14 protein-coding genes and 1 pseudogene are annotated in these 10,656 nt (G+C 60.6%); 14 read left to right on the top strand and 1 reads right to left on the bottom strand.

Going from position 1 to position 10,656, the window contains the following annotated elements; all coding sequences use genetic code 11:
• The first annotated feature begins 11 nt into the window (after window positions 1-11).
• From ACR65W_RS05735 to ACR65W_RS05720, 4 genes and pseudogenes are all read left to right on the top strand, one after another.
• The gene (locus ACR65W_RS05735) at window positions 12-281 is read left to right on the top strand and encodes a CopG family ribbon-helix-helix protein (protein WP_434502382.1); all 270 of its coding nucleotides are present in this window, start codon (window positions 12-14) and stop codon (window positions 279-281) included.
• Window positions 278-571, top strand: a complete 294-nt coding sequence (locus ACR65W_RS05730; protein WP_434502380.1) for a type II toxin-antitoxin system RelE/ParE family toxin — start codon at window positions 278-280, stop codon at window positions 569-571. The genes ACR65W_RS05735 and ACR65W_RS05730 overlap by 4 nt, the downstream gene beginning before the upstream one ends.
• Before the next feature lie 220 nt (window positions 572-791).
• Window positions 792-1,205 (top strand): annotated as a pseudogene (locus ACR65W_RS05725) (recombinase family protein); the annotation flags it as partial.
• 388 nt (window positions 1,206-1,593) lie between these two features.
• The gene (locus ACR65W_RS05720; protein ID WP_434498107.1) at window positions 1,594-1,965 is read left to right on the top strand and encodes a hypothetical protein; all 372 of its coding nucleotides are present in this window, start codon (window positions 1,594-1,596) and stop codon (window positions 1,963-1,965) included.
• A 117-nt stretch (window positions 1,966-2,082) separates the two neighbouring features.
• Here ACR65W_RS05720 and ACR65W_RS05715 read toward each other — a convergent pair whose 3' ends face one another.
• Entirely contained in the window at window positions 2,083-2,808 is a 726-nt protein-coding gene (locus tag ACR65W_RS05715; protein ID WP_434498108.1) for an autoinducer binding domain-containing protein, read from the bottom strand.
• 339 nt (window positions 2,809-3,147) lie between these two features.
• Between ACR65W_RS05715 and ACR65W_RS05710 the strand changes: the two genes are divergently transcribed.
• From ACR65W_RS05710 to virB9, 10 genes are read left to right on the top strand one after another with little or no spacing between them, the layout of a single operon-like run.
• Complete coding sequence (locus tag ACR65W_RS05710) at window positions 3,148-3,696, top strand: hypothetical protein (protein WP_434498109.1); 549 nt, start codon at window positions 3,148-3,150, stop codon at window positions 3,694-3,696.
• Window positions 3,697-3,748: 52 nt separating this feature from the next.
• On the top strand, window positions 3,749-4,042 hold the full coding sequence (locus tag ACR65W_RS05705; RefSeq protein ID WP_434498152.1) for a TrbC/VirB2 family protein: 294 nt from the start codon (window positions 3,749-3,751) through the stop codon (window positions 4,040-4,042).
• A gap of 48 nt (window positions 4,043-4,090) precedes the next feature.
• A complete protein-coding gene (locus tag ACR65W_RS05700; protein ID WP_434498110.1) occupies window positions 4,091-4,426 on the top strand; it encodes a type IV secretion system protein VirB3 in 336 nt (111 codons plus the stop codon).
• Window positions 4,419-6,791: a VirB4 family type IV secretion/conjugal transfer ATPase gene (locus tag ACR65W_RS05695; RefSeq protein ID WP_434498111.1), complete on the top strand. Its 2,373-nt coding sequence runs from the start codon at window positions 4,419-4,421 to the stop codon at window positions 6,789-6,791. Before ACR65W_RS05700 ends, ACR65W_RS05695 begins: the two co-directional genes overlap by 8 nt.
• Entirely contained in the window at window positions 6,788-7,498 is a 711-nt protein-coding gene (gene virB5, locus ACR65W_RS05690; protein WP_434498112.1) for a P-type DNA transfer protein VirB5, read from the top strand. The genes ACR65W_RS05695 and virB5 overlap by 4 nt, the downstream gene beginning before the upstream one ends.
• Window positions 7,495-7,779: an EexN family lipoprotein gene (locus tag ACR65W_RS05685; RefSeq protein ID WP_434498113.1), complete on the top strand. Its 285-nt coding sequence runs from the start codon at window positions 7,495-7,497 to the stop codon at window positions 7,777-7,779. Before virB5 ends, ACR65W_RS05685 begins: the two co-directional genes overlap by 4 nt.
• 11 nt (window positions 7,780-7,790) lie before the next feature.
• Window positions 7,791-8,771: a type IV secretion system protein gene (locus tag ACR65W_RS05680; protein ID WP_434498114.1), complete on the top strand. Its 981-nt coding sequence runs from the start codon at window positions 7,791-7,793 to the stop codon at window positions 8,769-8,771.
• Between the two features lie 43 nt (window positions 8,772-8,814).
• On the top strand, window positions 8,815-9,114 hold the full coding sequence (locus ACR65W_RS05675) for a hypothetical protein (RefSeq protein WP_434498115.1): 300 nt from the start codon (window positions 8,815-8,817) through the stop codon (window positions 9,112-9,114).
• On the top strand, window positions 9,107-9,781 hold the full coding sequence (locus ACR65W_RS05670) for a virB8 family protein (protein ID WP_434498116.1): 675 nt from the start codon (window positions 9,107-9,109) through the stop codon (window positions 9,779-9,781). Before ACR65W_RS05675 ends, ACR65W_RS05670 begins: the two co-directional genes overlap by 8 nt.
• Window positions 9,778-10,641 carry a P-type conjugative transfer protein VirB9 gene (gene virB9 / locus ACR65W_RS05665; protein WP_434498117.1) on the top strand — a complete coding sequence of 288 codons (864 nt, stop codon included), beginning with the start codon at window positions 9,778-9,780 and terminating at the stop codon, window positions 10,639-10,641. The genes ACR65W_RS05670 and virB9 overlap by 4 nt, the downstream gene beginning before the upstream one ends.
• Window positions 10,642-10,656: the final 15 nt, after the last annotated feature.

The following is a 10,656-nucleotide window of genomic DNA, read 5'->3' as shown; positions in this document are numbered from 1 at the left end:
GCGGGTGATAAATGGCTAACGAGACGAAGGTATTGACCGCGCATGTCCCCCTGGGACTCGCGGAGAAAGTTGAAGCGATGGCCGCCCGGCTCGAACGTTCGCGCGGCTGGGTGATGAAGCAGGCGCTCGCTGCCTGGGTCGACCAGGAGGAGGAGCGTCACCGTATGACGCTCGAAGCCCTAGAGGATGTCAATGCGGGCCGGGTGATCGACCATCAGGCGATCCAGGCATGGGCCGACAGCCTCGGAACGGACAAGCCGCTGCCCTCGCCATTCAAATGAAGATCCAGTGGACCAGCAAGGCGTCGTCGGACCTTGTGCGTCTGCACGAGCATCTAAGCCCGGTTGCCCCCGAGGCGGCGACGCGCGTGGTCCAGCAGCTCGCCCACGCGCCGGAGCGGCTGCTCGATTATCCGAGGATCGGCGAGAAGCTGGAAGCCTATGTGCCGCGTGGGGTCCGCCGGATTATCGTCGGCAATTACGAGATGCGCTACGAGATCGCGGCCGGGACCATCTTCATCCTGCGCCTCTGGCATTGCCGTGAAAACCGCAGCTTCGAGTCGGAGGAGTAGCGGCACTGGCGCCGCGCTTGGCGTGGAGGAAACCCCGACGGTCATGGCGCCGGCCCGCGCGCCGCGCTCTATCTCGCGTTTTACCGGCCGAGAGGCCGAGAGCAACCTGTCAATTCCCGATCAGCGCCGCCAGATCGAAGGCTACTGCCTGTAGCGCGACTGGGAGGCCGCGGCCGAGTTCGTCGAACCCGGTGATACCGCGACCAATGATCGTCGCCCCGCGTTCCAAGCGATGATCGACGCTGCGCTGCAGAAGCCGTCGCCGTTCGACCTGGTCCTCGTCCACCGCTTCTCTCGCTTCTTCCGCGACCAATTCCAGTTCGATTTCCATGTCCGCAAACTGTCGAAGAATGGCGTGCGGCTGATCTCGATCACGCAAGATTTGGGCGACGATCATATGAGCGTGATGATCCGCCAGAACATGACACTGTTCGATGAAATATCAGTCGAAGGAGAATGGCAAGCATACGTTGCGGTGGATGAAGGAATACGCGCGTCAGGCTTACGGAACGCGCGCGGCCGCCGATCGGCTATCCGATCGTCGAGGCCGAGCAGCGTGGCGCGAAGATCAAAAAGTAGCCGGAGCGACCCGATCCAGCTGAGCCGGTGCGGCGCATCTACCGGATGGCGCTGAATGGGGTCAATAACAATGGGCCGATGGGCCTAAACGCCATCGTGACGTGGCTGAATGCACACAACATCCGCACTCGCGACGGCGGGCGAGCGTCAAAAGCGGATCGTCGCGATGCCAAAGTATTCGATATTTTCAGTCGCGCGGCGCTAATTCACACTACAGCGCTTGGCCACCCTGCGCGCGCTCCTCATGGTCCCGCACGCTGCAGACCAAACTAAACTGGTTGGGACATGTCCCGCCTGTTTTCTATCGTCTTACCGGCTCGCAATCAGAAATTCTGGCCCGACCGACGTGCCGGCTTTGATCCCGTCAGCTCAGCGTTAAAAATCCCTTTACGGGTTCAAGGCCTAAATGGCTGTCTCCTCAGCAGGATCATGGAAGCGAGCGCATGGGCAAGGATGCCGATCTCGAAAGAAGAGCTCTCGAGGCCTTGCTTCGTTATCGCGAAGCGCTCGCCAAGGTCGAAGCATTGGAAAACGAAGAGGCGATGGCGCATCGTGCGCTCGTCGAATGGCGTGGTCGCGTCGAAAAGTCGACTTGCAACGCTACCAGTTCGATCGCAAGGTCGAATCTCGTCGAGGCCGGGCAGGACGCCCTTTCTCGGCTGCACAACATCCGCTTCGCGATGAGTGAAGCGACGGCGGAGTTGAAATCAGCTTTCACGACTCTTGTCGCCTTCGACGACACATTGGGCTATCTCCCAATTCCGGAGGCGACCGATTTGAGCGTGAAGGATGCGGGCGACAGTCCCGAAGAGTGAACTTACGCGAGAGATATCCTAAAAAAGGCGGCGATCCCTGCATCCTTTTCGCATCGGCCTAGAATCCGATCCGGCCTCCCTTGATGCTACAGCTCGATAAGTTCGAACTGCATCCCTTCAAGGAATCAGGCCACGCCTCAACGCCAACGCCACCGCATGCGCGACGTTCTCAGCGTCAAGTTTGGTGCGTGCACTGTCGAGATGAAAGGCGACGGTGCGCGTCTTAACGCCGAGAATCTTGCCGATCTGATCCATGGTGCGGCCGCGCGAGGTCCAAGCGAGACACTCCGCTTCGCGTTGGCTCAAAGAGGACGACGGATCAAGGCTCACGGGAAGCTTCAACGCGGCCTCGACATGAGCATGAAAATACATGCCCATGAGTTGCAAAATGTCCCTTGCCTTCGCCGCGTTCTCGTCAAGGTCGGGACCGTGCTTATCGGCCGCGAAAGTGAGAAGGGCTAACCTATCGAAGCCCGCCGGAATTGGAATGGTGACGCCTCGTTCTATTCCGAACTGCGCCGCCTCGCCGAAAAGCCGCTTGACTTGGTCTCCTCGCCCCTTCGCCATCTGCGGGCCGCTCCATCGAAAAGGATCACGGTCGCGGCGCGCGCGGATGAGAACTGGATCGATAAGATCATAGCGTTGGCTCAAATAGCGCGTGGTCCATTGCTTCGGATATGTCGAAATCAATGTGTGACCATGCTCGGCGAGTCCTAGGTAGGCAAAACTGTGAAAGCCCAATTTCTGAGTCGTCCGCTCGGCGACCGCGCGAAACGCTGCCTTGTCAGACGCTGTGCTGACGCCATCGATGAATTCCTGAAAAGCATTTTCAACTCGCCGCATTCTTGGACCTCTCGCCGTTTACTCGACGCGCCCCGCTCCCAGTTCGGGCAACAGCCTCCACATGCCTTTGAAGACCGCCGCCAATTTGCGGACGGTCTCTGTGATCATGATGCGGCAATTTTGTGAACGCGTTTATTGAACTCCTGTGAAATTTCGCAGGTTTATCGCCGCGGCGCTTCTGGTCTTCTGCGCCCGAATTCATCCGCGATTCGGAAATCTCGAACCATGCGCTTCGCCTCACTAAGTCGCCGCCGCGCCAGCGCCGCCGTAAATATCCGCCCACGACAGATCGGACAGAAAGCGCAGCGCAACGCCGCCTGACGCCGCGGAGGATACCCAGTGGACTTTTCAGCTTTCATGGCGCTTGCAGAGGATTGTGCGCCCCGCATCGACATAAGACCGCTGATCGAGATCGTACGAGTGGCGAGCGGCTTTGAGCCTCTCTCGCTCACAATCTATGGCAGCACGCCGATCAAAATACTCGCGACCTCCAAAGACGAGGCGATTGCTCTCGCGATGCAAGCGAAAGTTGGCGCACAAGACGTGCGTTTGGGTCTGACCGGTCTGACATTTGGCGAGCTGGACAAGGCAGGAATCGGCGTCGCGGACGCCTTCGAGAGCTGCCCGTCGCTGCGCGCCGCCATGCAGATTCTCGACAACGACCCCAAACATTTTTCAAGACAAAAAACCCCGGCTCTTCCGAGCGGGGCAGGCGCAAAGCTTTCCGTTAATGGTGAATTTGATCATCGCGAAGCGCGCCCGACTCCTCGAGAAGAATCCGCCGCTCTTACGGAATCGTGGGCGCCGCCCAAGCGGCAATGGGACGTTTTTGGCGGCGGCTCCGGAAAATCGCTCCTCATCTATGGGGCGTCTCCCTTCCCACGGTAACGCCGCGCCGCGAACCATATCTGTATATCTCAAATGGAGTCCGAAATTTATGATGCTTTCCTTCGCTCGTCGTCTCTCGTTCCAGTTGCTCGCGAGCACTGCCGTCACTCTCGTTTTCGATGGGTCCGCATTAGCGCAAAGCGCCAATGTCGAAAGAGTTCTTCAGAACATCGTCGATGCACTCACCGGTAATGTCGCGAAGCTGCTCGCCACGCTCGCCATCATCATCACCGGCATGACTTGGATGTTCGGCTATCTCGACTTGAGGCGAGCCGGCTATGTCATTCTCGGCGTCGCGATTCTGTTCGGCGCCGCCGAGATCGTCTCGACGTTGACTGGCAGATAGGCGCGGAGCTGCGCCTCTGTCCCTCCATCTCTTCGATCGGAACGACTCATGAGCGACGAACGCCTCGTCGAGGACACGCTTTTCCTCGCCTGTACGCGCCCGGCGATGATCCTCGGCGTGACGATGGAAGCCATGGGCCTCAACGTCATCTTCTCGTCGATCCTATTCGTCTTGGCTGGCAGCCTGCTTTACGGCCTCATCGCCCTGCCGATCCACTTCGCCTGCCGGCTCGTCTGCCGACGTGACGCCAATCAATTCCGGATTCTTTTTGCCTGGTTCGAGACACGCGGCCGTCACCGCAATGCGAATCTTTGGGGCGGCACTTCCTGCACGCCATTGCGGCTCGTGCGCCGCTTCAGGGCCGAGGAGCTCACTCATGGCTAGCGTCGCCGCGCATATCAAAGCGCGAGAGGTGGAGGCTAACGCCCACCTGCCCTATCTGCGCCATGTCACCGAGCACGTCATCTCACTCTCGACGCGAGCGCTGATCACCACGATTCGACTTTCTGGCATCTCCTTCGAGACGGCGGATGCTGCCGATCTCAACGACCTCCACGCCAAGCTCAATCTGATAATGCGCAACATCGCTGACGAACGGCTGGCGCTGTGGACACATGTCATCCGACGGCGGATCGAAGATTATCCTGACGGCGCCTTTCGCTCGGAATTCGCCCACGAGCTCAATGAGGCTTATCGGGCGCGGCTCGTCTCAGAAATGCTCTATGGCAACGAGCTCCATTTGACGCTCGTCTGGCATCCGGGACGCGACACGACTGAGCGCGCCTCGCTGTTCTTTTCGCGCCTTGCGCGCGCGAAGCACGCCCGCGCCGAGGTCGAACCATTTGGGCTAAAGAAGCTCGATGACGTCTCGCGCGATCTGATGGCGGCGCTTGATCGCTACCACCCGCGTCGCCTCGGCTTCCTCGAACAGCGGGGGGGCATCTTTTCCGAGACCGCCTCCTTCCTGCAGGAACTCGTCGCTTGTGAACGTCTGCCCTTCCCGCTCGTCCAAGGTCCAGTTGGACCGGCGCTCTATGCCAACCGCCTGATCTTCGGCCGCGAGACGATCGAAATCCGTAGCCCCGGCGGTTCACGCTTCGCCGGCATGTTGGCGTTTAAAGATTATCCGGCGACGACTAGGCCGGGCCTTCTCGACGGACTTCTGGCCGCGCCCTTCGAACTCGTCCTCGCGCAGAGCTTCGCTTTCCTCGGCAAGGCGGAAGCGAGGACGGTCATGATGCGCAAGCAGAATCAGCTTCTCTCCACCAACGATCCCGCCGCCTCGCAAATCGGCGAAATCGACGCGGCGCTCGACGATCTCGAGTCGAACCGCTTCGTCATGGGCGAACATCATCTGTCGCTACTGGTCCTTGCAGAGGAACCAAGGGCTCTTCTCGACAAGATAAGCCAAGCGCGGCGCATTCTCGCCGACGCTGGCGCGGTGGTGGCGCGCGAGGACCTCGGATTAGAGGCAGCCTTCTGGGCGCAATTGCCGGGCCTGTTCAAATATCGGGCGCGAGCCGGCGCGATCACTTCGCGCAATTTCGCGGGACTCTCGCCCTTCCACGCCTATCCGTCGGGTAGGACCGACGGCAATCATTGGGGGCCGGCCATCGCCGCGCTGAAGACCGCATCCGGATCGCCGTTTCATTTCTCGTTCCATGTCGGCGATTTGGGCAATACTTTCATTTGCGGACCCTCCGGCTCGGGCAAGACCACGTTCCTGACCTTCGCTTTGGCCCAGTCGGAAAAACTCGACTGCCAGCTCGTCCTCTTCGACAAGGATCGCAGCGCCGAGCTCTTCATCCGGGCGATCGGCGGCTCTTACCTGACCCTGGCGAGCGGCAGGCCAACGGGCTGCGCGCCTTTGAAGAGCTTCGATCTGACGCCGTCGAACCTCGCCTTCCTCGGCGCGTTGGTGCGCAAGCTCGTCAGCGTCGAGAGCCGGCCTTTGTCAGTCGCCGACGAGCAGAGGATCGACAACGGCCTCTTGGCGCTGCGCGACATGTCGCCCCATGAGCGATCCTTCTCGGCGCTGCGCGTCTTTCTTGGCCAACGCGATACGGAGGGAATCGGCGCACGGCTGGAGCGCTGGTGTAAAGGCGGCGCGCTGGGGTGGGTTCTCGACGCCGATGAAGACGCAATCAGCATCGATTCACACGCCTTCGGCTTCGACATGACCGAGGTCCTCGACGATCCGGTGATCCGCACGCCGCTGATGATGGTGCTGTTTCGACGCGTCGAAGAGCTCATTGACGGCCGGCGCATCGTCATCGCGATCGACGAATTCTGGAAGGCGCTCGGCGACGAGGCTTTCCGCGATCTCGCCAACGATGGCTTAAAGACCATCCGCAAGAAGAACGGCGTGATGGTGTTCGGCACGCAATCGCCGCGCGACGCCTTGGCCTCGCCGATCGCCCACACCATCGTCGAGCAATGCCCCACGCAAATCTTCTTTCCGAACGCCCGTGGCCAGGCGCACGACTATGTCGACGGCTTTCATCTGACCAAGACGGAATTCCGGCTGATCCGCGAAGAGCTTTCGACTGAGAGCCGTCGTTTTCTCCTGAAACAAGGCCATGACGCCGTCATCGCCGAACTCGATCTCAAAGGCATGGACGACGCGCTCGCCATCCTCTCCGGCCGCACCGCGACCGTCGAGCTTCTTGATCGGCTGCGCGCAGAAGTCGGCGACGATCCCGCGAACTGGTTCCCACTTTTCCATCGTCGCCAAAAGGGGCTCGCATGAATCCGCCTGCTCGACTCATTCCTCTCGTGATCATGGCCGCCCTGCCCTTTCCGGCCGCAAGTCAGGTCGTTTTTGATCCGAGCGTCTTCGCGCGCCAGTTCGACCAATTGATCGAAATGAAAAGACAGGTCGAGACGCTCTCCTCGCAATTAAAAGTCGCGCAGGATCAGCTCGCGCAGGCGAAGCAGCTCTATGATTCCTTCAACAGGCTAACGAACGCCAATGACATCGCGAGCCTCCTAAACTCCTCGGAATTCCGGAAATATCTGCCGGGGGAATTCTCGCAGATCGAGGGCCTCATCAAGGGATCAGGCTCAGGCGGCTTCGCCTCTTCCATCGACAGCTATCTCTCGCAAAATCGCGTGTACACAGAAAATCCCGGAAACTCCTTCTACGCCTCTGAGCTCGATCGCATCGCCCGCCAAACGGGCGCGAAGCACTCGCTCGGTCAGGCCGTCTATGACACGGCCTCTCGGCGCATCGATCAGCTCGAGGAACTGCGCCGCCAGATCAGCGGCTCCAAGGACGCGAAGGAAGTGCTCGACCTTTCTGCCCGCCTTCAGGCCGAACAGGCGCTGCTGCAAAACGACGTGGTGCGCCTGCAGGGCCTCGCGATGATTCAGCGTGCGCAAGTGGATATGGACGTCGAGCGCGAACGCGAACACGGTCGCCAGCTCGTCCAAGAAATGAAAGGAGCCCTGCGGTGAAGCAACCTCTCCTCGTATTTGGCTCGCTTCTCATGCTCGCGGCTTGCGGCGACAAGGCTCGTGACAAGTCGCCATCTCGGTCTACTTCGCCCGAACCGCCGAAAGTGCGAACGGTGCTCGAGTTTCTCGAAAATCCGGAGGCGCTCGACGAGACCTGGGCCAAGTGCCGCAACGATCTGGGCGTGCTGGGCGCCACAGGCGAATGCGTCAACGCCGGCTACGCCAAGGAGCGGCTGATGATGCTCGGCAGAGAGCGCGCCATCCAAAGCCTGAAGCGCTGAGGGGAGAGCAAATGGCGATTCAGGTTTTCGACGAGTTCTTGAAAGAATTCGAGCAACCCATCACGCAGTTCGTCTCAAACGCCGTTCAGAATGTCTCATCATATGTCGACGCGCCGCTGCGCGTTGCGGTGATGCTCTATGTAGTGATCTATGGGATCGCTGTCATGCGCGGCGCGATCCAGGAGCCTATCCTTGATTTTGCCTGGCGTTCGATCCGTATCGTCGCCGTCATCCTGCTCGCGACCAACGCCACTTCCTACCAGCAATATGTCACTGGGCTCTTTTTCGAATCGCTGCCCAAAGAAATCAGCAACGCCATCGCCGGCGGCCTCGATATGAAATCGGGTCAGCCTTTCGATCAATTGCTCAATAAGGGAGTTGAGGTCGCAACCCAGATTTACGAGCAGGCTGGGATTACTAACGTCGCCCCCGCGCTGATCGCAGCCATCCTATTGGTCTTCACGGCCGTGAGCGGCTTCCTGCAATTCGCGATCATGCTCTACGCCAAAGTCGGCCTCGCGCTCGTATTGGCGCTCGGACCGATCTTCATCGCGCTCATGCTGTTCGAGGCCACGCGCACCTTCGGCGAAGCCTGGACGCGCCAGCTCGCCAATTTCGTGGTCCTGCATGTCCTCGTCGTCGCGTTGATCGGGCTGATGCTGACGACCGTCGGGCATTTCGTCGACAAATACGGCGCCAACGCCGCGACCGGCGGCCAGTTGATCGTCGGCGCCGTGGCGATCAGCGCGGTGCTCGGCCTCGCCGCCTATATCGCTCTGCAATTGCCCGAAATCGCGGGGGCGCTCGCCGGCGGCGGCGCATCGCTCGCCGCCCATATGCTCAACCGCTGGATGGCGGCCACTGCAACCACCGCCACTCTGGGCGCGACGATCGGCGCCTATGCCGGCGCCCATGTCGCCGCGACACGGACGGTGCAGGCTCTGCAGCGACGGCGGAGAGGCGGCAGCATCCGCCACGTTCCCGCGGAATAACGCATTACTCGCCATCTCGAAGATCATGGTTTTCGGAGACGCAATGACGGCACGAATGGGATTTCTGGCGCTGGCGCTCGCCACGCCTCTAACCAGTTGCGCAAGTCTCACGGGCGCGGGCGCGCCCTCCTGCGACGGCTGGACGCGACGTCCGCTCAATCGGTCGCTATGGGATTGGGAGAACGCTGCGCCGATCGAGGCGCCGACGCAACCCGCAATTGGCGAACCAATCATTCGCAAGGGCGAAATCGGCAGGGCGCATGCGAACGAGCGAACCGCCGCTCTCCCCGTATTCGATATCGCGGCTTCGGCGCGGCGCTGTGGGGATAGAGACCATGGTTGAGCGCGGCGGTTTGAAGGCCTATTTCGAACGCGCTCGCCTCTGGGAGCAGGATCTCCTTCTCTCGGCGCAACGCTCGAAGCGCATCGCCTGGGGCGTTGCGGCGGCGGCCTCGGCTCTCGCTTTCGTCTCGATCGGCGCGGTCGCGGCGCTCACTCCGCTCAAGACCGTCGAGCCCTTCGTTATTCGCGTCGACAACGCGACCGGCATTGTCGATGTGGTTTCCGCGCTAAAGGACGAGCCGCAAGCCTATGACGAAGCGATCGCAAAATATTTTCTTGCTCAATATGTGAAAGCTCGGGAGGGCTACAGTTTTGTCGAGGCGCCCGTGAATTTCCGCACTATTTCGTTGCTCTCGACGCAGGGCGAGCAGACGCGCTTTTCGACCCTCTATCGGGGTTCAAATCCTGACAGCCCGCAGGTCGCCTATGGCAAGAGCGGCGTCGCCGAAATCCGCATCAAGGCGATTTCGCTGCTCGGTCCCAATCTCGCCTCGGTGCGCTATTTGCGCGAAGTCCGTCATGGCGACGAAATCAAGCTCTCGCATTGGATCGCCACGGTCGCCTTCTCATTCGAGAAGAAGGCGACGATCGCGTCTTCCGATCGCCTGATCAATCCTCTCGGTTTTCTTGTCTCCGAATACCGCTCCGATCCGGAAACCGCGCCATGATGAATCGATTGTCCTTAGCCGGCGCTATGGCGACGATCGCATGCGGATTCCTGATCTCGCCCCTCCCGAGCCTCGCCCTGCAGCAGCCTCTGGCTGGATCGCGCGACGCGCGCATGCGCCTGGTCGCCTACGATCCCTTCAACGTGGTCAAGATCAACGGCGTCATACGAGCGTCGACCCAGGTGGTCTTTTCCGAGGACGAAGAGATTGCCCATGTCGCGATCGGCGATTCCATCTCTTGGGAAGTCGCGCCGGCCGGCAACATCCTCTTTCTAAAGCCGCGCGAAAGGCACCCTCCGACCAATCTGCAGGTGGTCACGACGCGCCGGGACGGCCGCAAGCGCTCCTATCAATTCGAGCTGTCAATAGCCGAAAGCTCGCTTGGGGAAAGCTACTTCATGGTCCGCTTCGCCTATCCGGGCGACGAGGCGGAGGCGCGCCGCTATGCCGCGGCATCGAGGAGCAGCGAGATGGAGGCGCGCGCAGTCGATGAAACCTTCGCGCTCCACAACGCCATAGCGCCTCGCAATTGGAGCTATTCGGCACAAGGAACGCCAAGTCTGGAGCCCGATGCCGTTTATGACGACGGCAAGGAGACGACGCTGCGGTTTGAGGGCAATCGCGAAGTTCCCGCAATCTTCCTCGTCGCCTCCGATGGGACCGAAAGTCTTGTGCCAAAAGACGTGCGTGGCGAACTCGTCGTGGTCCACGCGGTCGGGCGCGAATTGCGCCTGCGCCAAGGCGCGGAGGTGCTCTGCATCTTCAATGAAGCCTTCGATCCTGTAGGCGTCAACCAGGCGACGCGAACGACGAGCCCCAGCGTCGCCCGGCTGCCACGAAGAGCGGTGCGGACGCGATGACGATCGCAATCACGT

It is taken from the genome of Methylocystis sp., assembly GCF_051062815.1.
GTDB lineage: Bacteria > Pseudomonadota > Alphaproteobacteria > Rhizobiales > Beijerinckiaceae > Methylocystis.
This window is presented reverse-complemented; position numbering and strand designations above follow the sequence as displayed.

Coding starts and splice junctions, on each gene's coding strand:
- ACR65W_RS05675 (WP_434498115.1), top strand. CDS start 8,815: ATGACGGCACGAATGGGATTTCTGGCGCTGGCGCTCGCCACGCCTCTA.
- ACR65W_RS05700 (WP_434498110.1), top strand. CDS start 4,091: ATGAGCGACGAACGCCTCGTCGAGGACACGCTTTTCCTCGCCTGTACG.
- virB9 (WP_434498117.1), top strand. CDS start 9,778: ATGATGAATCGATTGTCCTTAGCCGGCGCTATGGCGACGATCGCATGC.
- ACR65W_RS05705 (WP_434498152.1), top strand. CDS start 3,749: ATGCTTTCCTTCGCTCGTCGTCTCTCGTTCCAGTTGCTCGCGAGCACT.
- ACR65W_RS05670 (WP_434498116.1), top strand. CDS start 9,107: ATGGTTGAGCGCGGCGGTTTGAAGGCCTATTTCGAACGCGCTCGCCTC.
- ACR65W_RS05680 (WP_434498114.1), top strand. CDS start 7,791: ATGGCGATTCAGGTTTTCGACGAGTTCTTGAAAGAATTCGAGCAACCC.
- ACR65W_RS05720 (WP_434498107.1), top strand. CDS start 1,594: ATGGGCAAGGATGCCGATCTCGAAAGAAGAGCTCTCGAGGCCTTGCTT.
- virB5 (WP_434498112.1), top strand. CDS start 6,788: ATGAATCCGCCTGCTCGACTCATTCCTCTCGTGATCATGGCCGCCCTG.
- ACR65W_RS05715 (WP_434498108.1), bottom strand. CDS start 2,808: ATGCGGCGAGTTGAAAATGCTTTTCAGGAATTCATCGATGGCGTCAGC.
- ACR65W_RS05695 (WP_434498111.1), top strand. CDS start 4,419: ATGGCTAGCGTCGCCGCGCATATCAAAGCGCGAGAGGTGGAGGCTAAC.
- ACR65W_RS05735 (WP_434502382.1), top strand. CDS start 12: ATGGCTAACGAGACGAAGGTATTGACCGCGCATGTCCCCCTGGGACTC.
- ACR65W_RS05730 (WP_434502380.1), top strand. CDS start 278: ATGAAGATCCAGTGGACCAGCAAGGCGTCGTCGGACCTTGTGCGTCTG.